Origin of the sequence: Pseudomonas lundensis, assembly GCF_001042985.1 — a bacterium.
Taxonomy (GTDB): domain Bacteria; phylum Pseudomonadota; class Gammaproteobacteria; order Pseudomonadales; family Pseudomonadaceae; genus Aquipseudomonas; species Aquipseudomonas lundensis.
Map to the genome: position 1 here is coordinate 1 of NZ_JYKY01000033.1, position 19,791 is coordinate 19,791.

Sequence of the window (19,791 nt, forward strand, 5' to 3'; positions counted from 1 at the left end):
TCGGCGGGTTTGCTTGCGCTTGCCGGCGTACTCAAAGTCGGAAAAGCTCATCTGGCTCATGGGCGGCTCGGATCAGGTGTTGCGGGGATTCTCGCATAACTGAAGGCTTGTTCGGAGATTCCCTAACCATGCGACAAGACAAATTATGACGACTGCCATTAAAAACTCGAGTGTCATGCTGCGGCGCAAGGCATTGACTGCGGCAGAGTATTCTCCATTTCGAACTGACCGCTCCAATACCGGACTTAGGTGAAAGCGGTTCAGCGTGGCTAAAACGATCATCCCAGCAAAGAGCAATATTTTCAAAAACAGCAGCTGGCCATAAGTACTGAGCATCACTTCATCGAGATTTGGACCAATGACAAACAGGTAATTCACTACGCCTGTGATGCTTATGATCACTACGATTACAGCGCCGGCCGATTCAAAACCAGTCAGCACCCGTGCAAGAATTCGAGCTTCCTGTTCGCCCTTTAGCGATTTCAACCGCAGCAGTAGAGCGAATGCCAATAGAGCACCCAACCAGCCACCGGCGGCTAAAAGATGGAATATATCGGTGATGAAATGCCAGTAGCGTCGGCTGCCTTCATCCATGGCGCCGTGCCCTGTCCATGCCAACGTCGCCAACGCAATCGCTCCGCATACGGTGACGATCCAGAGACTGGGTGTCGGAAATCGCTTATTCAACGCGACGCCAATAATTGCCATCACCAAGACAGCTATTCGGACCATCCAGGTCAACCCGACGTCGGTCCCCATGAGGACCATTTCAAAAATATGGTGATGTAGCTCCATAAGCTCCGACACACCGCTCATTGCTTTCGCAAGCAACAACATGGCGACAAGGGATAGAGCTACACCTGCAACAGAAGTACCGTAAAGAAGCGACTCAAAATTCAAGGCCGTGCCCGATACTCTTTCCTTTCCCCTGAGGCTGTACAAGCCGAAAATTGCCAATCCGAATAACAACATCAGGTCGAAATAAAGAGCAAAGCGAACCACAATATTTATTGAGTCGCTCATAAATCATTTCACTTTAAATGAGAAGTTGCCGGTGATCGGGTGAGTGTCCGAGGAAACAGCACGCCATTCGACTTTGTAGGTACCGGTGGTCAGAGGTGCTGCCGGTGTAATCACCATCGTTTTCGGATCACCGCCACCAGCGACGGCGGCCTTAACACCCATTGGGGAGTTCGGCATGCCAGGCATATCGGTCATGATCAGTTTTGCACCGGAAAACTGAGTGGTGAGATTCTCAGAAAAGTGCAGTTCAATTTTCGAAGGGGCCGCCGCATTCGAGCCTTCTGCCGGAGTAGAAGAAAGGAGCTTTGGATGTGCTTGAGCAACTGCACTCAGAAGCAAACCAGCGGTAAGTGCAACAGCTACGGTCGTAGTTTTAAGGAATGACATGCAAGACTCCTCACAGCAAGAGCTGTTGATTCGAGGTTTGTTTGGGAATATCTAATTTTTACTTTTCGATTCTTGTTAAAACCACTGATGATTAGCTAGTAGCCTCCGTGTTCTAGGTCAGGTTGAACACGAGAAACTCACTAGACCCCAACGTCACAGTGCAAGAACACGATGCCACACGAACGCAAACTGTTCGATTACATTTCAGTCAGCTTGACGCGGTGTTTGGCCTCGAATTGGCGGGCGTAGCGAGACTTAAAGACGAGACCGCGTGCCCCAGATACTAGGGTTCTCACTCATTCAAAAATAACGAAAGTGGACGCTGGGCGCAGGCTGAGAGATCGCCGTTGATCACAAATGCGCCGTTGATCAGCTGACCTTCAAGTCAACACTAGGAAACTCTAGATGAAAGGCCGTTTTCCCGTCACATGATGTACACCAGATTTTGCCATCATGCGCCTCAACAATTGATCGGGTAATCGACAGCCCTAGCCCTGCGTTGCTTGGACTCCCTTCTCGCCGCGCTGGGTCCACGCGATAAAAACGATCGAAAAGCTTCTCAAGATGTTCGGGGGCAATGGGTTCTCCGTGGTTCTCCACGACGACCAATACCGACATCTCCTTCTGGAGGATTTCGACACTGATCGTCTTCCCTTCAGAGGTGTAGCGAAGCGCGTTAGAGAGCAGGTTAGAAATCGCTCTGTGGAGCATAAGAACATCGCCTCGGACGCTGCCCCTTCCTGAAACCTTGAGTTCAATCCCCCGCTCATCAGCCAAAAGGCGGTAGTACTCAAGCAATTTTTCCACGACTTCCACCAGGTCTATTGGTTTGTTCTCGTGTGTGATCAGACCGTTGTCAGATTTCGCCAGAAAAAGCATGTCATCAATCATCCGACTCATACGCTTCAAGTCATCAAGATTTGAGTACAGGTTGTCTTCGTAGTCCTCAATATTCCTTTTTCTTGAAAGCACCACTTCGGTGTGGGTCATCAAGTTGCTCACGGGGGTCCGTAGCTCGTGGGCAATGTCTGCGGAAAAGTTCGATAACCGGACAAATGCATCGTCGAGCCTGGACAACATTGCGTTAAACGACAGCACCATTTGCTGAAGTTCTTTCGGAACGGGTGCTAAGGGGATGCGCTCTTTGAGTGATTTTGCTGACATTGAGGCAGCGACCCGCGTGACCTGGCGAATGGGCCGCATGCCACTGCTTGCTACCATCCAGCCGAGTGCAGCACTGACCAATGCGCTGATCACCAACCCTATCCAAAACCATCGTTCAAGCGTCTCGAAAAAGGACATATGCTGAGTAACGTCAAAGATCAAAATGACTGTCAACGGCTTGTTTTGCCCCGTCACAACGGCTTGTGCCGTCACTCCACGGAACATCTGCCCTTGCTCCCGCCACTCCCAGACGTTGTTGTTTGTGGTTGTGCGGAACTCCTTCGGAATATCTACCGGACCGGGATCAGCAAACAGCAGCTTGCCGTCACTATCGATTATTAGGGCAGTCAAATCACGGTGAGCCCCCAGCAGCGCCTCCAGCTCAGGCTTAAATTCGCTGAATTGATCGATGCTGTTCAACCCGGACAAAATTCTCTGGGTCGAGTGGAGCTTTTCGTTCAATGCCTGCTGATCCAGCATCTTAAAGTGATGCCGGCTGAGGTTATTGAAACTGAGTCCGGCGACCGTGAGCACGGCCGTTACCGCGAGCATGAACATCAGACTCATGCGGGTCGTCAGGGACATTCGGTTCATTCCGATTCCGAATCAGGCGCGTCGAGCATGTAACCCATTCCCCTTGAGGTATGAATCAACTTGACCTCAAAGTCGTCATCTATCTTGGCCCTCAACCTTCTCACTGCAACCTCGATAACGTTGGTATCGCTGTCGAAGTTCATATCCCAAACCTGGGAGGCGATAAGTGACTTTGGCAGCACCTCCCCTCGACGTCGTAGCAACAGCTCAAGCAACGCAAACTCTTTGGCCGTAAGGTCTATGCGCTTACCTCCACGAATGGCCCGACGCTTGAGCAGGTCCACCTCCAGATCAGCCAATTTCATATAGGTTTGCGAGGGAGCGCCGTTACCCCGACGCAGCAACGTTCTGACACGGGCCAGCAATTCAGAAAATGCGAAGGGTTTGATCAGGTAATCATCTGCCCCGAGTTCAAGTCCTTTCACTCGATCTTCAACGCGGTCTCGCGCCGTGAGGAAGAGCACGGGAACATCTTTTCCGGATGCACGAACCTTCTGAAGTACTTCCCAGCCATCCAGCCCAGGCATCATGACGTCTAGAATCAGCAGGTCATAGGCCTCGCTCAAAGCGTGCTGAAGCGCCACTTTGCCATTGGTAAAGCGATCCACATTGAACCCCGCCTCCGTGAGTCCTTGCTGCAAATAGATACCTATTTTGGGTTCGTCTTCAGCAACCAGAAGTCTCATGAGGGTGGCTCTCGGATAATGATGAAGCGCAGTCTGCAACGAAACACGCCAGCCAACCAGCAACTGACAGAAAAGTAATATTGGCTTCAGGTAGATGTCAGCGAGCGCTGTCTAGGGTTCAAGCATGAGTACTTCCTGGTGCTCGACCGACTCTTCAGCATGAAACGTTTGGGAGCCGGAAAACAATTCCATAAGGAGTTGCCCCATGAATCGCCTGAAAATGCTGTTTTTTGTGAGCTCGATACTCGTCTCAGCTTCTGTATGGGCTGAAAGTGGCGGAGACCGGGTGATAGAGCGTATGGAAGGCCTGCGCGACAGGGCTGAAGCCGTACTGATTCAAGCTGAAAAAGCCCCTGAAGGACAGCGTCATGTCCACATGGCCGAGCATATGAAGATGCTCGGCGACATCATGAGCCAACTCCATAAAGATCATCCAGACGCATCAATGCCACCTCAGCAGCACCTCGCCTGGATGGAAAAGCACGACAAAATCGTCGATGACGTTTTGAGCCAAATGCAGCGCGAGCACAAATTGATGCTTTCAGAGTGCCATCAGTAATAAGTGCTCGACGCATTTCTTGGTTAGAGCTGATTAACACGGCGTCACCTGAACGCCGTGTTTTTTTGAAAACTGACAGAAATGTAGTGTTCAGGTCAGTTAACTGGCAGCTCCGTGTCTTTAGCATAGCCAGTGCTCCCACTCTTACTCTCGAGGTCACTATGAAAGCTAATCTCGTTTCCCCTGTCATCGCAGTAATCACTCTACTCTTCGGTGCTACGGCTATGGCCAGCGCAGGGCATGGAAAAGAGGACATCGGCCAGCCCGGAGTCGCCTCTGAGGTTACCCGTACGGTGGACGTCGAGATGGGCGATGTTTTCTTCAAACCTGAAAGCATCGACGTAAAGCCTGGTGAAACTATTCGATTTGTACTTCGCAATGAGGGTTCGCTGCTGCACGAGTTCAACATCGGCAAAGCCGCTGCTCATGCAGCACACCAAAAAGAAATGGCAAGCATGTTCCAGAACGGGACGCTTAACCCCACCGGTACCGGGAAAACGATGAGCGGTATGAGCCACAGCATGGGTGGAATGAAGATGGTCGGAATGGAGCACAACGACCCGAACAGCGTCCTGATTGAGCCTGGCGCAACCCAAGAGCTGATCTGGACCTTCAACAACAGCACAGGCCTTCAGTTTGCCTGCAACGTGCCGGGGCATTATCAGTCAGGGATGGTTGGTCCGTTTGACCTGAAGTAAGCCGGAACTGGCTGCTAACACCGCTTCGACGCACGAGTTAGCTACGCTCTGTCGCAGAGATCACAGCAACGCTCGCACAGTGGGGTTTAGATCATGAATAACCATCAGCATCCGGATGGAAACACCACCGCACCATTTTGGAGGCGCAAAACAGGCGTTTTACTAATCATGCTCATTGCGATTGGTGCCTTCTACGTGTTGCGGGAGCATTTCAGCCACGTTTATCCATTTTGGCCTTATCTGATTCTGTTGATCTGTCCATTGATGCATTTTTTTGGACATGGACATGGCGGACATAGCCATGGCGATCAGGCAGCAACCCACAAGGACGAAAAAGGGAAATAGCCATGCCTACCATATCGAGCCACCACGACCACAGTCACGCCCATGCTGCTCCGCTCAATGACGATGATCTACGTGACCCGGTGTGCGGAATGGCAGTCACTTCATCAAGTAAATTTGGTGAGTCTTATCAGGGACAGACATATCAATTTTGTAGCCTGAAATGCCAGGAGAAGTTTCGAGCTGATCCTGAACGCTTCAGCGGTAATGTTTCGAGCGCCGAATCCCGCGTCACCACTCCAGAGTCTGCGGTACAAACAGGCACTGAGTTTACCTGTCCGATGCACCCGGAAATACGCCAGCCCAGACCCGGCAACTGCCCTAAATGTGGCATGACATTAGAGCCGGTCATGCCCGCGCTCGATGAAGAAGAAAATCCTGAACTCCGGGATTTCGCCCGCCGCTTTTGGTGGTCGCTGCCATTAACCGTGATAGTGACCGTGCTCGCTATGGCGGGACACTCGTTACAACTCCTCCATGGCTCGATCCAAAACTGGATCGAGTTCGCTCTGGCGACACCGGTGACTTTATGGGCAGGTTGGCCCTTTTTTGTAAGGGGCATAGCCTCTATTAGAAATCGCAGTCCAAACATGTGGACTTTGATTGGTTTGGGTACCGCCGCAGCTTACCTTTACAGCGTCATGGCAACGCTCTTACCCCAAAGCTTTCCCGCCACCTTCATGCAAGATGGACGTATCGGCGTCTACTTCGAAGCCGCCGCGGTCATCATCTCGCTCACCTTGCTTGGGCAGATTCTTGAGCTCAAAGCCCGATCGCAAACTTCCGCCGCCATTAAGTCCCTACTCGGCCTGTCGCCCAAAACCGCACGCCGGATCAATGCCGATGGCCAGGAGGAAGACATTCCTCTCACCCATGTTCACCTAGGAGACCACTTGCGGGTCAGACCAGGTGAAAAGGTACCCGTTGATGGTTCAGTAATAGAGGGTGAAAGTGCGGTGGATGAGTCCATGCTCACTGGCGAGCCAGTTCCGCTAATGAAGAGAGCTGGAGATAGCCTGATCGGCGCCACGCTGAATACACATGGGAGCTTGGTAATGGAGGCGCAGAAGGTCGGCGCCGAGACTATGCTGTCACAGATCGTACAGATGGTCGCTCGGGCTCAGCGCTCCAAAGCACCAATGCAACGAATGGCCGACTCGATTGCCGGCTACTTTGTGATGGGTGTTATCGCGATTGCGATACTGACATTTGTCGGTTGGGGGCTTTTTGGCCCTGAGCCCAGTTGGGTGTTTGGTCTGATCAACGCTGTCGCCGTGCTGATCATCGCTTGTCCCTGTGCGTTGGGTCTTGCTACGCCCATGTCGATCATGGTTTCGACAGGCAAAGCAGCCAGCATGGGCGTGCTGTTCAGGGATGCCAGTGCCATCGAAAACCTTTGCAAGATCGACACGCTGATTGTCGATAAGACAGGCACCCTGACAGAGGGACGGCCAGTGTTTCACAGTGTGGAGGCCACACCCAGTTTCAATCCCCACGATGTTCTTCAGCTGGCTGCCAGCCTTGATCAGGGCAGCGAACATCCCTTGGCTCATGCAATCGTCGATCACGCCCGAACCGAGAACATTAAGCTCATCAAACCAGAATCCTTTGAGTCTGGTTCAGGTATCGGGGTCAGTGGCATTGTTGATGGCAAGAAGATCCAGCTGGGGAACACCGCGTTAATGGAAGCCGCAGGCGTGAGGACCAAGCCCTTACAAGAGCGTGCAGAGCTTTTGCGTCTTGATGGCATCAGCATCATCTACCTCGCAGTCGACGGGGTATTGGCAGGGTTGTTGGCAGTATCAGATCCAATTAAGCCGACCTCCAAAGAAGCAGTCACCAAGCTCAAGGCTGACGACATCAAAATCATCATGGCTACTGGCGACGGGCTCACCACCGCTCGGGCTGTCGCCAGGGAGATGGGGATTGAAGAAGTCCACGGTGAAGTGAAACCTCAGGATAAGGAGCGTCTGGTCGCAGACCTCCAGCAATACGGCCGGAAGGTCGCTATGGCTGGTGACGGTATCAACGATGCTCCGGCCCTGGCGCGAGCAGATGTGGGCATTGCCATGGGGACAGGGACTGACGTTGCGATGAATAGCGCGCAACTCACGCTGGTAAAAGGCGACCTGATGGGGATTTTACGAGCAAGGGCTCTTTCGGTCGCAACAGTAAAAAACATGCGGCAAAACTTAGGTTTCGCCTTTCTTTACAACTCGATGGGTATCCCTCTAGCCGCAGGCCTGCTCTATCCACTGACTGGGCATCTCCTGTCGCCGATGATCGCTGCCATAGCCATGAGCGTCAGTTCTGCATCTGTAGTTTTCAATGCATTGAGACTGAGGAATACCCGAATTGACTGAGCTTCAATTGCGAAATTGCAGCGCACTTGCCATGCGTTTGCATACGACCTGACCAGTCATTTGCATTTGACTGACCACCGATTGCAGAGGATTTGACCAACCAGACATCAAAGCTGAGGGACTCATAACGGCCAGTTCCGGTCGTTCGCCAGTCCCGTCGAGCAGTCATTCCAACGGCTGATCCGCTCCGAAACTTGCCCGGTAGAGACAATGCCGTTTCGCTGACCTTAGCTGGGGCGAAAACATTCCGGAAGTAATGCGACCAACCTCACTTGTCTGTCGCCATTACATCTGTCTGCCATTGCGGGCAGCGATCGCAACGGTGGTCGGCGAATCAGCAAGTGAAACGAATTGTCGTGTCGCCCCATCAAGCGCATCGATGCAACCCGCCTCGATGTCGTAGACCCAGCCGTGCAGATTCATACGCCCCTGCTCGAGCGCGAGTGCCACCGATGGGTGCGTACGCAGATTCGCCAGTTGCGCGATCACGTTTTCGCGCACGAGGCCGTCGAGCTTCGCGCGAGGCGTGTCGAACTCATGCGCCCCGTTAATCGCTTTCGCGGCGTCCGAGTGACGTAGCCAGTTAGCGACCGCCGGAAGATGGTCCAGACACGTGCAGCGTGAAATCGCGCCCATCGCTCCGCAGTCCGAGTGGCCGCAGATCACGATGTCCTGTACGCCCAGCACTGCGACCGCATATTCGACGGTAGCCGAGACGCCGCCCGGTTCGGGACCATACGACGGCACAATGTTACCGGCGTTGCGAATTACGAACAGCTCGCCCGGTTCGCGCTGTGTAAGGAGTTCAGGTACAACACGACTGTCCGAGCAGGTGACGAACAACACCTTCGGATTTTGTGTCGTCGCGAGCTGCCTAAAAAGCTCGACGCGTTGCGGATAAACCTCGCGCTGAAAGCGCAGAAAGCCGTCAATAATGTCACGCATGGAGTCCTCCAAACCTGCCGGATGCCGGATGCTGGCACGAGCCCTCGATATGCCATCGCGCCGCTGTGGTCGTCATTATCGCAGACCTCCCGCGCCTTGGCTGTACTCGATCAACGATGGACTTCGAGCCGCGACCAGCGCGGCGGATGTCCGATGCACCCCGGCAGCCACCATTTATCTATCGCTGGCCTGCAAGGCGAGTGAATTGCCCCGTTTTTTATAGACATCCCATTGCTTCTGGCCGTTCTCTGCCGGCCATGGCCAAGAAGCGTACTGGTCGAATACGATGCAAATGGTTGGTCAGGTCAAATGCAAACGGGTGGTCACGTCTGTGCAATTATCCATCAATGACGCTTGCAACTCGAAACAGATAACTGTTGACCTTACTATCGTGTGAACGTTGATGCTGTCGGTGCGGTGAAAAGAGACCGCTCAGCACGAGAGGAATAACCATGTTCGTCTTAGATGTATCAGGCATTGGATGCGGCAGTTGCGTCAGCAAAATCACCAAAGCGATTCAGTCACTGGACAACGAAGCTACGGTTTCCGTGGACCGGTCAGCCAGTAAGGTGAGTGTTGAAAGCAGCGAAAGCCCAGAGCAGATTCGTAAAGCTGTCGAGGCGTTAGGTTTTCCTTCCCAGATCAGCGCTTGAATGCTGACACCTGCCCCTGGTCAGAGCCCCGTATGCAGAGGGCTCCCCTTGGTGAACCCTCAGGGAGTACCGAAGCAGCCGCGTCGGCCACAATTACCGCTCGCAAGCCCCTGCGCTGCTAATCACCTCGCAGAGCTTTGAGCAAACCTTTGAATGCTCCATTCAACCGAGTAAAAGCGGCGTCGAAACGTATTCCATTTTCTGCGTACTTTGCGACCTCGATCTGCTGATCGACAGTATTTTGATCAATGGCAGGTTGAGCCGGTGTGCTGTAAAGCAAATCACCTCCATAAATATCACTTGCTGATTCTTTTCCGGCAATGTGTTTTTCATTTGTTGCTTTCAAAGAAAACGGAGTAGCAGGTGTTTTTTTGTCTGGCTTGCAAGCACAGTAGAAAAATCTAAATCTCGGGCCTTGAAGTTCGGCGTATCAGCGTTTGTGATATTGTCACTCAGGATCTCAGCTCTTTGACTACGATAAATTAACGCCCTTTCTGCGGAGCCAAGCGCTTTCTCAAAATTAATACTCACACTCAATCACCCTCAGCAGCGCTACTATTCCCCATGAACATCGAACACTTAAGTGTTGACACGGTGCATCCAGGTTCACATATGCAGTTCCAGTGAAGAAACTAAAAAAGTCTTCACCTTGAAAATTAACGGAAACTTACAAAGTTACGCACCTCAAACTGATACTCAGTAAATAGCGGTGTGACGCTGGAAGATCGAAAACTTACGGATTAAATAGCGTGTTCCTCAAGAGAAATATCGCAACCTGACACAACTGTAATATTCACCTAAGGCTCCTGACAGGGGATGAGTCTTATAGTCCTATTGAGCCTTAAGCTCTCCCCTAAGAATCATCACTTGATGTGGATCCGGGGGATTACCAATACTCATCAGAGGAAATTCAAATGAACCCCATCAAAACTTTGTTCGTCATCGCAGCCCTGACCGTCTCTTCTTTGGCAATGGCTGAAGGCGGTGGTGACCGGGCGTTCGCACGTATGGAAGCGGCTAGGAATAATTCAATGGAATCGTATCAAGTAGCCCAAAAGCAAAGCACCCAACCTCCCATCGCAGAAAGCCAAGCCAAAGCGATGGACCACAAGAATTGCTGAATAGCTTGCTGCGTTCCCAAGCTGACAGAAATGTAATCACTGTGGTGGTTCAAATGTGGCAATTTCTAAGCTCGCTTGCCGTAAGAACTCGTTTTTAGTGACGGCGAGCGAGCTCATTCGGGCTCATTACACCCCCCCGAAAGAGTGCCTTCACCTGTTTGAGCAACTCATTGGTTGTTTCGCACGGCTTCCCTTTTGACTGATCGGACATAAACGGCATGCATTCCAAAACCTCTAGGCGGACATTCGTTAAAGGCCTGGCCGCTGGTGGCATTCTCGGCGGCCTTGGTCTGTGGCGCACTCCTGTATGGGCAGTGACCAGTCCTGGTCTGCCGAGCGTTCTCACCGGTAACGAATTTGATCTGTTTATTGGTGAAACCCCTGTAAACATAACTGGCTCGCCGCGTACAGCCATGACCATCAATGGTTCGTTGCCCGGACCTTTGCTGCGCTGGCGCGAAGGCGAGACGGTCACACTGCGTGTGAAAAATCGCCTAGACCAAGACACCTCCATTCATTGGCACGGGATCATTCTGCCCGCCAACATGGACGGTGTGCCGGGTTTGAGTTTCCATGGCATCGCGCCCGATGGCATGTACGAGTACAAATTCAAGGTGCATCAGAACGGTACGTACTGGTACCACAGCCACTCTGGTTTGCAGGAGCAGGCAGGCGTTTACGGTCCAATCGTCATCGACTCGAAAGAGCCTGAGCCTTTTCAATACAACCGCGACTATGTGGTGATGTTGACTGACTGGACCGATGAAGATCCTAGTCGCGTCATGGCCAAGCTCAAGAAGCAATCGGACTACTACAACCACCACAAACGTACCGTGGGTGACTTTATCGACGACGTCAGCAAGCAAGGTTGGTCTGCTGCCGTGGCCGATCGGAAGATGTGGGCTGAAATGAAAATGAACCCCACTGATCTCGCAGACGTCAGTGGGGATACTTACACCTATCTCATGAATGGCCAGGCCCCTAACGGTAACTGGACCGGTATTTTCAAACCGGGTGAAAAGCTGCGCCTGCGCTTTATCAACGGCTCAGCTATGAGCTATTTCGACGTCCGCATCCCCGGTTTGAAAATGACCGTGGTGGCGGCTGACGGCCAACATGTCAAACCAGTCAGCGTCGATGAGTTTCGCATCGCCGTGGCAGAAACGTATGACGTGATCGTAGAACCTGCCAGCGAAGAGGCTTACACAATCTTCGCCCAGTCCATGGATAGAACCGGTTTTGCACGTGGAACCTTGGCAGTTCGCGAAGGATTAAAGGCACAGATACCGGCGATCGATCCTCGGCCGCTTTTGACCATGGATGACATGGGTATGGGCGGTATGGCGGGCATGGACCATGGCAGCATGGCTGGTATGGGCGGCGGCGATATGAAACAAGGTGACATGTCAGGCATGGCTGGCATGGACCACAGCAAGATGGCGGGAATGGACCAAAGTGACATGACCGGGATGACCGGCATGGACAGCGGTGACATGACTAACATGGCCGGCATGGACCACAGCAAGATGTCGGGCAAGGACAAAGGCGACATGTCCAACATGGCCGGTATGGACCACAGCAAGATGGCGGGAATGGACAAAGGCGACATGTCCAACATGGCCGGCATGGACCACAGCAAGATGGCGGGAATGGACAAAGGCGACATGTCCAACATGGCCGGCATGGACCACAGCAAGATGGCAGGAATGGGCGGTATGGGGGGCGAAATGCAGACTCACCCAGCGTCCGAAACCAACAACCCCTTGGTTGATATGCAAGCCATGAACCCAACGCCCAAGCTAAACGATCCAGGCATCGGCTTGCGGAACAATGGTCGTCGAGTACTCACCTACTCAGACCTGAAAAGCACGTTCCAAGACCCTGACGGTCGCGAACCCAATCGCACCATTGAGCTTCATCTGACCGGTCACATGGAGAAATTTTCGTGGTCCTTCAACGGCATCAAATTTTCTGACGCCGAGCCGCTTCGTCTGAAGTATGGGGAGCGTCTTCGCATCACCCTGGTGAACGACACCATGATGACCCATCCCATCCACCTTCACGGCATGTGGAGCGACCTTGAGGATGAGAACGGCAAGTTCATGGTGCGCAAGCACACAATCGACATGCCACCAGGTACCAAGCGCAGCTATCGAGTTACCGCTGATGCCTTAGGTCGCTGGGCTTATCACTGCCACCTGCTTTTCCATATGGAAATGGGCATGTTCCGAGAAGTACGGGTTGATGAGTAAAGGAGACGATCTGTGAGCACATACCTAAATCGTAAATCGCTGGTCGGTTGCCTCTTTGCCGTCGGCTTGATGGGTGAACTCTCGTCCGTGGCGCTGGCAGTCGAAGATAGTAGTGATCATTCACCTGCTACTCCTGCAAAAACAACGAACAAGCCTGCAACTACGACAAACGAGTCAAAGCCCGATCACGGGTCAATGGACCACAGCAAGATGAGCCATGAGTCGATGGATCATGACCAAAAAACCAAAAAGGCAGATTGAGATCATGACCAGTAAGTTTCTACGCCCAACGTTGATGGCACTGGCAGTCTCTACCAGTCCTGCTTTCTTTGTCGTGGCTCACGCCGCTGAAGAGATGGATCACTCCAAGATGGACCACGGCTCAATGGGAGCTATGGACCATAGCAAGATGGGGGCTATGGATCACAGCAAGATGAGTATGGGTGACGGGCAAATGGACGGAATGGAAAGTATGGATGGAGGGGCTACCACCAGCCGAACTCCAATCCCTGTACTGACCGACACTGACCGTGCTGCCGCCTTTCCAGATGTGGCTGGTCATGGGGTTCACGACAAGAAGGTCAACTCCTTCATGCTGCTGGATAAGTTTGAGTATCAGGATGCTGACAACGGTAGTGCATTGGCCTGGGATGCAAAAGGATGGATCGGCGGTGACGTTGACCGACTGTGGTTGCGCTCGGAAGGCGAACGTACCAATGGCGTAACGGAAAACGCTGAACTCTCAGCACTTTGGGGGCACTCCATCGGTCCATGGTGGGATGTCGTCACCGGCGTACGACAAGACTTCAAGCCCGGTTCACCACAGACTTGGGGAGCGCTCGGTATTCAGGGCATGGCCCTCTATAACTTTGAAGCCGAAGCGACTGCCTACATCGGTGAGAACGGTCAAACCGCTGCTCGATTGGAAGGCGACTACGACATTCTGCTGACCAATCGCCTGATCTTGCAGCCGACGGCCGAAGCCAATTTTTACGGAAAAAATGATCCTCAGCGCGGCATTGGGTCTGGATTGGCAAACACCGAAGTAGGGCTCCGATTGCGCTATGAGATTGTTCGCCAATTTGCCCCTTACATTGGGGTTAGCTGGAGCCGCTCATACGGCAATACGGCAGACCTGGCCAGCGATGAAGGAGAGGATGCGAACGAGGCGCGATTTGTCGCCGGTATTCGGATGTGGTTTTGAGGGCCTGACATGAAAAGAACATTGAAAACATTGACTGCTGCCGGGGTGGTCGCCGCAATAGTAGGTGCCGGCGTGGTGTATTTTGGTGTGATCAATGTTGGGGCGGATGATCCGCATTTCGGCCCCGTTCACTCACTTCTTTCCACTGCTCGGGATCGCTCGATTGCTGTGCGCTCACGCGATATTAAAGTCCCCGACCTGAGCGAAGAAGCTCTCATCCGCGCAGGTGCTGGCAACTACAACGCTATGTGCATCGGTTGCCATCTGGCTCCGGGTATTGCAGGAACCGAGTTAAGTAATAGCCTTTACCCTGCACCTCCGAATCTTTCAAAACTGGGCGTTGATGGAAACCCTGCCGCAGCTTTCTGGATCATCAAGCATGGAATCAAATCCACAGGCATGCCCGCTTGGGGTAAAAGCATGGCCGATCCCTACATCTGGGGAATGGTCGCTTTTCTCCAGCAGTTGCCTTCATTGGATGCAGAGCAATACAACGCTCTAGCAACCAGCAGCGATGGTCATCAACACGGTGGCGGCGAGAGCAAAATGCATAACCATGAAGGCCAGCATGAGGGCCAAAAAGGGGCTGCCGCTGGGCATCATGATGCGGGTGCAGCCGAAGAGATAGCCGAAGCAGGCGACCATCATGGCGAGAGAAACAGCGCCCATGCCCATGAGGCGGCCTCAGCGCCTTCTCAGGATGAAAGTACCGAACACGCCCATCCTCAGGTTGTGGAGGCTTCACATGACGCTCCTGCAACTCCGGCCGTTCAGCCAAAAACTCATACCCACGCTGATGGGAAGGAGCATACCCATGCGAAATAACTTTCTTCGTCCCGGTCGAGCACTTCGCCTCGCTGCATACGCGGCTCTGTTTATCAGTTCAGCTGGTCATGCAGCAGAGTCGCTGACGATCGACGTCCATCGTGACGCTAACTGTGGATGCTGCAAGAAGTGGATCCAGCACCTTGAAGCTAACGGCTTCACCGTCGTTGATCATGTAGAAACCAACATGAGCGCGGTCAAGCAGGATCTCGGTGTTGCTCCACGACTCTCGTCCTGCCACACAGCAATGATCAATGGAAAGTTTGTTGAAGGTCACGTGCCCGCCGAGCAAATCATTGCGATGAGCAAACGTGACGACCTTCTTGGGATCGCCGTTCCTGGCATGCCAGTTGGATCTCCAGGCATGGAAGTCAACGGAAAACGTGATGCTTATCAGATAATCGGCCTGACCAAAGCCGGCGCGGATCAGGTCCTTGCTGAATACCCCGGCAATTAATCTGGCCCTGTCCATCTAACACTGCATGGCTACCGTCCACCATGGCCATGCAGCGAGAAATGCTTTTTCCATTACGTGTTCAAGCAGTAGAAGAAGTCGTAAGGGGGCCGAGGACAGCAACAAGGGAGGACGCAGTACAACTGTGGCCTAAACTGCGGCGTTCAATTGTGTTTTTTTTTGCAAGCTTTTCAGGCGCTGGGTCGCACGTTGTACAGCGGCCATCTTTTCTGGACGCTTCATCCGCTTCCATTTTCTGATGTCTTCCTTGGTGCGACCGCAGCTCAAACATAGTTCGCTGTTCAGCTGGCAAACGGAAATACATGGGTTTTCGATGTCCTTGGCCATGGTTTAACTCCGCGTGGATCGTGTACGTGTTAAACGCTGCCGCCAGTCACCGGCATTCGACCGCTGACATTGCTCTTCAGTATCGAAATGCACGTTGGCCGACACCTGACTGACGTGAACATTCGCTTCACTTAATGCCAGGGTCGTCAATTCGAGCATCCGCTTGTCTTGCCCATTGGCAAGCACCACATCCCTGTTGGCATCGGTGTCGAAGACCCAAACAACCATCAGACTGGAGGGAAATCGCGCGTAACCCACATCGTGAGTCAACCAAGAGAAGCCTACTATCTCCGCTTTGGCCGTCTCGCAGGTCTTGGTCAGGGCAGCAATCAGACGACGTTCGATTTGCGCCTGATCCCGTTTGCTCACAAGCATATCTCGATCCTTATTTTCATTTCAGTCGACTATGCGTTCATTTCTATGCCGGAACGGAGACTTGTACCGGTGAGTCAGCTCCCAGCTTCGTGCGGTATTCAACAGTCAGATGCGTGACTTCATGAACCGTAGCAAGCCGTTCTCGTATGTCTTCGGCATTCACTGCGGGGCTGCCCAGAACACTCACAATCGCGGCTCGGGCCTGAGGCCCTACCTGCCAGACATGAAGATCAATGATCGAAGCATCTCCAGGCGTTTCAACCAGTTCACGAATTTCTTGGGCGACATGATCATCTGTCTGGTCGAGCAATACACCCGCAGTCACCCGCATCAACGACCAAGCCCAGCGTGCAATGACAATTGCACCCAAAATCCCCATTGCAGGGTCGAGCCATACCCAACCAAGGTATCGGCCAGCAAGCAGAGCAGCGATGGCCAGAACCGAGGTCAGGGCATCTGCAATGACGTGAACGTAAGCAGAGCGCAAATTATTGTCGTGACCATGTGCATGGTGAGATTGATCGTGGCCATGCCCATGGTGATGATCATGTCCGCCAGAAAGCAAAAGCGCGCTCACGACATTCACTGCTAATCCGACAACTGCGATAAGAGTCGCTGTCCCGAATTGCACTTGAGTCGGTTGAAAGAGACGGAATAGCGATTCTCCAGCAATTCCCAAGGAGACCAGTCCCAAAATCAGAGCAGAGGCGAAGCCACCCAAGTCTCCCACCTTGCCAGTTCCAAAACTGTAGCGAGCACTTGAGGCATGTCTTTTTGCGTAACCGTAAGCAGCTGCGGCTATGCCAAGTGCTCCAGCGTGCGTTGCCATGTGAAAACCATCGGCAAGCAACGCCATGGAGCCAGTGAGATAACCTGCGGTGATTTCAGCAACCATCATTACGACGGTCAGAGCCACCACCCACAACGTTCGCTTAGCGTTTTCTTCATGTGATTTCCCCAGGAACATATGGTCGTGGGAATAGTCGGCGTACGAATTACTCATCTGGGCAAATCCTATTTGGAATAGCGGCGAATGGCTTCGAGCAGCTCATCGACGCCTTTCGCTCTTTCTTCGTTGCTGAGTGTCGGATTCGCGACATGTTCACGAGCGTGGTCTTCAATGATTTCATCCATCAGCCCATTGATCGCGCCACGGGTCGAAGCGACCAATAGCAAGGTTTTCGAGCAGTCATCATCAGAGTCGAGTGCTCGCTCAATCGCCTGGATTTGCCCAGCGATTCGCTTTACACGCTTAAGAAGATTGTCTTTGCTCGATCTCACATGACCCATACCATACCCCCCCTACCTATAATGAAAGTATGATCACACGTTCCAACAAGCCATACAAGCCAGGGAGGGAATACATCCGACCGGCAGCGTCGCAGCATTTGAATGCTGCAATCGAAACATTGAGCCCGTCGCCTCGCCGTGCAGAACCAATACAAGCCGGCGGGCGGGCCCGCACTTCAGTAATTCGATAGATGGCGTAGCACCTATTTCTTGAGCTGCCATGGACTATGATTTAGGATCGAACCATATCCCCCCTGGGGGGATATTCGCACTGAACAGAGACGAAACCAGCTGATTGCGTCTCTTCGTGAAAAGTTAGGTAACCGCCTGGTCACGCACGTCGCCACCTGAGATCTTCCATGCTGAAAATCCTAGCCAGCCGAACCTACCGTCATCTCTTTCTCGCCCAAGTAATCGCGCTCGTAGGGACTGGACTCGCCACTGTCGCGCTGGGCCTGCTGGCGTTCGACCTTGCGGGCGCCCAAGCAGGTGCTGTCCTCGGTACAGCGCTGGCGATCAAAATGACGGCCTACATTGCCGTTGCACCAATCGCAGCGGCTTTTGCTGAACGTCTACCCCGTCGAGCGATGCTGGTCTCGCTGGATCTGGTGCGAGCACTGGTCGCGCTCGCTCTGCCGTTTGTGACGGAAGTCTGGCAGATCTACGTGCTGATTTTTGTTCTCCAGTCAGCCTCGGCGGCGTTCACACCGACATTTCAGGCAACCATTCCAGACATCCTGCCGGATGAAGACGACTATACCCGCGCCTTGTCGCTATCACGTCTCGCCTATGATCTTGAAAGTGTCGCCAGCCCTATGCTCGCCGCCGCGTTGCTGACCGTTATCAGCTTCCATAACCTGTTCGCCGGCACTGTCATCGGTTTCCTCGCTTCAGCGGCCCTGGTCGCCACAGTACTGCTGCCAAAGGCGAAGCCGACGCCACGACGCAGCATCTACGAACGAACTACCCGTGGCATGCGCATATTCCTGGCCACCCCTCGCCTACGGGGGCTGCTGGCTCTTAATCTGACAGTAGCTGCTGCCAGTGCCATGGTCATCGTCAATACGGTGGTGCTGGTGCAGTCGCGCTTCGCTCTGCCTCAGAGTTCTACGGCATTGGCGCTGGCCGCGTTTGGTGGTGGCTCCATGATCGCGGCCCTGGCCTTGCCACGCCTGTTGGAAAACATCAAAGACCGAACGGCCATGCTGTTTGGTGGAGGAATACTGGTTGCAGGTTTGGCCGTTGGCATCAACCTGAGCACCTACAACTTCCTGCTGCCGCTGTGGATGGTACTGGGCGTGGGCTATTCCTTGGCTCAGACCCCAAGCGGTCGGCTGTTGCGTCGCTCAGCACATGCCGAAGATCGCCCGGCGCTGTTTGCCGCCCAATTTGCGCTATCCCATGCCTGCTGGTTGATTACCTACCCATTGGCGGGATGGCTGGGTGCCAATATCAGCCTCACGGCCTCGTTTGTTGGGCTCGTTGTCGTGGCTGGTAGCGCATTGGCGGTCAGTATAGTGATCTGGCGTCCAGCTCATGACCAAGAGTCGATCAAACACACCCATGAGAACCTGCCGGATGATCACATTCACCTCGACGGCCAAGATGGTGCAGATCACGAACACCCCTATGTGATCGACGATCAGCATCGCCGCTGGCCAAGTTGAGGGGTCTTTAGTTTCAAAGATTTGCCAAACCTCAGACCAGAAACCGTAAAGCTTGCAGAGCGACAAGATGGCCCGAATAGAATCTTTAGCCCCACTGCCGCACAGGCCAAAACGTGTAGGTGAACGTCTGACACAGAGGCCAGAGTCTGATCAGCGGCGCAACGAACGCAGCGCTTAAGACCAGAGATGAATAGACTTCCAAACCCAATGCCCTGGTTACGATGCCGCTACGAGTGCTGCCCAGCAGACATAAAACCGCTGGTAGCAACCAAAGAACACCAGACCTCTTGATCGCTAACAAGACAGGCATGTGCCCTGCCCTGTTGCAGCAGTTCAGCGAAGCTGGGCATTTCAGACCTAGAGATACTTGGTGATTTGCTTGAAGGCTTCCAGTGGTGCGCGCTCGCCATTGTTCAACGCCGAGACGGTGTCCTCCAGGCAATGATCAATGTGATCCTGGATGAGCGTGCGTTTGGCTTGGCACACCGCCTTTTCCACTGCATGCAGCTGCTGAGCAATATCGACGCACTGACGACCTTCTTCAATCATGGTGATGATGCCGCGTAAATGGCCATCCGCCCGCTTGAGGCGCTTGATGATCGCCTCGTGACTTTGGTGGGTGTGGGGATGGCTATGTTCGTGTTCTTGTTCACTCATGACTTGAGCCTCAGGCCTCAATGAATTACGCTGGCATCCTATCCCCCCTAGGGGGATATGGTCAAACGTATTGCGGCCACAACAAACGAGTTAGAACCCCGGACACTATGCTCAACAGATCCCTGACAACGACAGTGGTATTCGCACTTGTTCTCGCCATGTTTGTGGCCTGGGCTGGGCATAC

At 53.2% G+C, this 19,791-nt stretch carries 22 protein-coding genes and 1 pseudogene; 12 read left to right on the forward strand and 11 right to left on the reverse strand.

Annotated features, from left to right (window positions below; all coding sequences use genetic code 11):
* Positions 1-72: 72 nt before the first annotated feature.
* From copD to TU74_RS20210, 4 genes are all read right to left on the reverse strand, one after another.
* Complete coding sequence (gene copD / locus TU74_RS20195; RefSeq protein ID WP_048377463.1) at positions 73-1,023, reverse strand: copper homeostasis membrane protein CopD; 951 nt, start codon at positions 1,021-1,023, stop codon at positions 73-75.
* 3 nt (positions 1,024-1,026) lie between these two features.
* Positions 1,027-1,410 (reverse strand): copper homeostasis periplasmic binding protein CopC, encoded by a 384-nt coding sequence (gene copC / locus TU74_RS20200; protein ID WP_019821291.1) that lies wholly within the window; start codon positions 1,408-1,410, stop codon positions 1,027-1,029.
* A 369-nt stretch (positions 1,411-1,779) separates the two neighbouring features.
* Positions 1,780-3,168, reverse strand: coding sequence for a heavy metal sensor histidine kinase (locus TU74_RS20205; protein ID WP_048377464.1), 1,389 nt, complete (start codon positions 3,166-3,168; stop codon positions 1,780-1,782).
* Positions 3,165-3,854: a heavy metal response regulator transcription factor gene (locus TU74_RS20210; protein WP_024078225.1), complete on the reverse strand. Its 690-nt coding sequence runs from the start codon at positions 3,852-3,854 to the stop codon at positions 3,165-3,167. Before TU74_RS20210 ends, TU74_RS20205 begins: the two co-directional genes overlap by 4 nt.
* Positions 3,855-4,059: 205 nt before the next feature.
* On the opposite strand from TU74_RS20210, the gene TU74_RS20215 reads away from it, so the two are divergent.
* The 4 genes from TU74_RS20215 (at position 4,060) to TU74_RS20225 (ending at position 7,816) form a co-directional block, all read left to right on the forward strand.
* Positions 4,060-4,413, forward strand: coding sequence for a co-regulatory protein PtrA N-terminal domain-containing protein (locus TU74_RS20215; RefSeq protein WP_048377465.1), 354 nt, complete (start codon positions 4,060-4,062; stop codon positions 4,411-4,413).
* Between the two features lie 161 nt (positions 4,414-4,574).
* Entirely contained in the window at positions 4,575-5,111 is a 537-nt protein-coding gene (locus tag TU74_RS20220; protein WP_048377466.1) for a cupredoxin domain-containing protein, read from the forward strand.
* Between the two features lie 93 nt (positions 5,112-5,204).
* Entirely contained in the window at positions 5,205-5,456 is a 252-nt protein-coding gene (locus tag TU74_RS23710; protein WP_082149905.1) for a DUF2933 domain-containing protein, read from the forward strand.
* Between the two features lie 2 nt (positions 5,457-5,458).
* Positions 5,459-7,816 carry a heavy metal translocating P-type ATPase gene (locus TU74_RS20225; RefSeq protein WP_082149906.1) on the forward strand — a complete coding sequence of 786 codons (2,358 nt, stop codon included), beginning with the start codon at positions 5,459-5,461 and terminating at the stop codon, positions 7,814-7,816.
* A gap of 285 nt (positions 7,817-8,101) precedes the next feature.
* On the opposite strand, the gene TU74_RS20230 is transcribed toward TU74_RS20225, so the two are convergent.
* Positions 8,102-8,761, reverse strand: coding sequence for a carbonic anhydrase (locus TU74_RS20230; protein WP_048377468.1), 660 nt, complete (start codon positions 8,759-8,761; stop codon positions 8,102-8,104).
* A 452-nt stretch (positions 8,762-9,213) separates the two neighbouring features.
* On the opposite strand from TU74_RS20230, the gene TU74_RS20235 reads away from it, so the two are divergent.
* Positions 9,214-9,414, forward strand: a complete 201-nt coding sequence (locus TU74_RS20235) for a heavy-metal-associated domain-containing protein (protein WP_048377469.1) — start codon at positions 9,214-9,216, stop codon at positions 9,412-9,414.
* A gap of 118 nt (positions 9,415-9,532) precedes the next feature.
* Here TU74_RS20235 and flgB read toward each other — a convergent pair.
* Positions 9,533-9,945 (reverse strand): annotated as a pseudogene (flgB, locus tag TU74_RS23715) (flagellar basal body rod protein FlgB).
* Positions 9,946-10,328: 383 nt separating this feature from the next.
* On the opposite strand from flgB, the gene TU74_RS20240 reads away from it, so the two are divergent.
* The 6 genes from TU74_RS20240 (at position 10,329) to TU74_RS20255 (ending at position 15,273) form a co-directional block, all read left to right on the forward strand.
* Positions 10,329-10,535: a co-regulatory protein PtrA N-terminal domain-containing protein gene (locus TU74_RS20240; RefSeq protein ID WP_046056971.1), complete on the forward strand. Its 207-nt coding sequence runs from the start codon at positions 10,329-10,331 to the stop codon at positions 10,533-10,535.
* Positions 10,536-10,753: 218 nt separating this feature from the next.
* Positions 10,754-12,787, forward strand: a complete 2,034-nt coding sequence (locus TU74_RS20245) for a copper resistance system multicopper oxidase (protein WP_070414634.1) — start codon at positions 10,754-10,756, stop codon at positions 12,785-12,787.
* Positions 12,788-12,799: 12 nt separating this feature from the next.
* A complete protein-coding gene (locus TU74_RS24275) occupies positions 12,800-13,048 on the forward strand; it encodes a hypothetical protein (RefSeq protein ID WP_175441898.1) in 249 nt (82 codons plus the stop codon).
* Positions 13,020-13,991, forward strand: coding sequence for a copper resistance protein B (locus tag TU74_RS20250; protein ID WP_048377470.1), 972 nt, complete (start codon positions 13,020-13,022; stop codon positions 13,989-13,991). The genes TU74_RS24275 and TU74_RS20250 overlap by 29 nt, the downstream gene beginning before the upstream one ends.
* Before the next feature lie 9 nt (positions 13,992-14,000).
* Positions 14,001-14,816 (forward strand): c-type cytochrome, encoded by an 816-nt coding sequence (locus TU74_RS23720; RefSeq protein WP_082149907.1) that lies wholly within the window; start codon positions 14,001-14,003, stop codon positions 14,814-14,816.
* Positions 14,806-15,273: a DUF411 domain-containing protein gene (locus TU74_RS20255; protein WP_048377500.1), complete on the forward strand. Its 468-nt coding sequence runs from the start codon at positions 14,806-14,808 to the stop codon at positions 15,271-15,273. Before TU74_RS23720 ends, TU74_RS20255 begins: the two co-directional genes overlap by 11 nt.
* Positions 15,274-15,420: 147 nt before the next feature.
* Here the strand turns inward: TU74_RS20255 and TU74_RS20260 are convergent, their stop codons facing one another.
* From TU74_RS20260 to TU74_RS20275, 4 genes are read right to left on the reverse strand one after another with little or no spacing between them, the layout of a single operon-like run.
* Positions 15,421-15,618, reverse strand: a complete 198-nt coding sequence (locus tag TU74_RS20260) for a DUF1289 domain-containing protein (RefSeq protein WP_048377471.1) — start codon at positions 15,616-15,618, stop codon at positions 15,421-15,423.
* Between the two features lie 3 nt (positions 15,619-15,621).
* A complete protein-coding gene (locus TU74_RS20265; protein WP_048377472.1) occupies positions 15,622-15,993 on the reverse strand; it encodes a hypothetical protein in 372 nt (123 codons plus the stop codon).
* 43 nt (positions 15,994-16,036) lie between these two features.
* Positions 16,037-16,996 (reverse strand): CDF family Co(II)/Ni(II) efflux transporter DmeF, encoded by a 960-nt coding sequence (dmeF, locus tag TU74_RS20270; protein ID WP_048377473.1) that lies wholly within the window; start codon positions 16,994-16,996, stop codon positions 16,037-16,039.
* 11 nt (positions 16,997-17,007) lie between these two features.
* Entirely contained in the window at positions 17,008-17,283 is a 276-nt protein-coding gene (locus TU74_RS20275) for a metal/formaldehyde-sensitive transcriptional repressor (protein ID WP_028621219.1), read from the reverse strand.
* A 359-nt stretch (positions 17,284-17,642) separates the two neighbouring features.
* Between TU74_RS20275 and TU74_RS20280 the strand changes: the two genes are divergently transcribed.
* Positions 17,643-18,950, forward strand: a complete 1,308-nt coding sequence (locus TU74_RS20280; protein WP_048377474.1) for an MFS transporter — start codon at positions 17,643-17,645, stop codon at positions 18,948-18,950.
* Positions 18,951-19,307: 357 nt separating this feature from the next.
* Here the strand turns inward: TU74_RS20280 and TU74_RS20285 are convergent, their stop codons facing one another.
* Positions 19,308-19,607, reverse strand: a complete 300-nt coding sequence (locus TU74_RS20285) for a metal-sensing transcriptional repressor (RefSeq protein WP_048377475.1) — start codon at positions 19,605-19,607, stop codon at positions 19,308-19,310.
* Between the last annotated feature and the right edge of the window lie 184 nt (positions 19,608-19,791).

Bases quoted from the DNA above. Each gene is read 5' to 3' on its own strand.
- TU74_RS20230 (WP_048377468.1), bottom strand. From the start codon at position 8,761: ATGCGTGACATTATTGACGGCTTTCTGCGCTTTCAGCGCGAGGTTTAT.
- TU74_RS20245 (WP_070414634.1), top strand. From the start codon at position 10,754: ATGCATTCCAAAACCTCTAGGCGGACATTCGTTAAAGGCCTGGCCGCT.
- TU74_RS23720 (WP_082149907.1), top strand. From the start codon at position 14,001: ATGAAAAGAACATTGAAAACATTGACTGCTGCCGGGGTGGTCGCCGCA.
- TU74_RS20215 (WP_048377465.1), top strand. From the start codon at position 4,060: ATGAATCGCCTGAAAATGCTGTTTTTTGTGAGCTCGATACTCGTCTCA.
- TU74_RS20205 (WP_048377464.1), bottom strand. From the start codon at position 3,168: ATGAACCGAATGTCCCTGACGACCCGCATGAGTCTGATGTTCATGCTC.
- copD (WP_048377463.1), bottom strand. From the start codon at position 1,023: ATGAGCGACTCAATAAATATTGTGGTTCGCTTTGCTCTTTATTTCGAC.
- dmeF (WP_048377473.1), bottom strand. From the start codon at position 16,996: ATGAGTAATTCGTACGCCGACTATTCCCACGACCATATGTTCCTGGGG.
- TU74_RS20280 (WP_048377474.1), top strand. From the start codon at position 17,643: ATGCTGAAAATCCTAGCCAGCCGAACCTACCGTCATCTCTTTCTCGCC.
- TU74_RS20210 (WP_024078225.1), bottom strand. From the start codon at position 3,854: ATGAGACTTCTGGTTGCTGAAGACGAACCCAAAATAGGTATCTATTTG.
- TU74_RS20240 (WP_046056971.1), top strand. From the start codon at position 10,329: ATGAACCCCATCAAAACTTTGTTCGTCATCGCAGCCCTGACCGTCTCT.
- TU74_RS20220 (WP_048377466.1), top strand. From the start codon at position 4,575: ATGAAAGCTAATCTCGTTTCCCCTGTCATCGCAGTAATCACTCTACTC.
- TU74_RS20255 (WP_048377500.1), top strand. From the start codon at position 14,806: ATGCGAAATAACTTTCTTCGTCCCGGTCGAGCACTTCGCCTCGCTGCA.
- TU74_RS20250 (WP_048377470.1), top strand. From the start codon at position 13,020: ATGACCAAAAAACCAAAAAGGCAGATTGAGATCATGACCAGTAAGTTT.
- TU74_RS20260 (WP_048377471.1), bottom strand. From the start codon at position 15,618: ATGGCCAAGGACATCGAAAACCCATGTATTTCCGTTTGCCAGCTGAAC.
- TU74_RS23710 (WP_082149905.1), top strand. From the start codon at position 5,205: ATGAATAACCATCAGCATCCGGATGGAAACACCACCGCACCATTTTGG.
- TU74_RS20265 (WP_048377472.1), bottom strand. From the start codon at position 15,993: ATGCTTGTGAGCAAACGGGATCAGGCGCAAATCGAACGTCGTCTGATT.
- copC (WP_019821291.1), bottom strand. From the start codon at position 1,410: ATGTCATTCCTTAAAACTACGACCGTAGCTGTTGCACTTACCGCTGGT.
- TU74_RS20235 (WP_048377469.1), top strand. From the start codon at position 9,214: ATGTTCGTCTTAGATGTATCAGGCATTGGATGCGGCAGTTGCGTCAGC.
- TU74_RS20285 (WP_048377475.1), bottom strand. From the start codon at position 19,607: ATGAGTGAACAAGAACACGAACATAGCCATCCCCACACCCACCAAAGT.
- TU74_RS20275 (WP_028621219.1), bottom strand. From the start codon at position 17,283: ATGGGTCATGTGAGATCGAGCAAAGACAATCTTCTTAAGCGTGTAAAG.
- TU74_RS20225 (WP_082149906.1), top strand. From the start codon at position 5,459: ATGCCTACCATATCGAGCCACCACGACCACAGTCACGCCCATGCTGCT.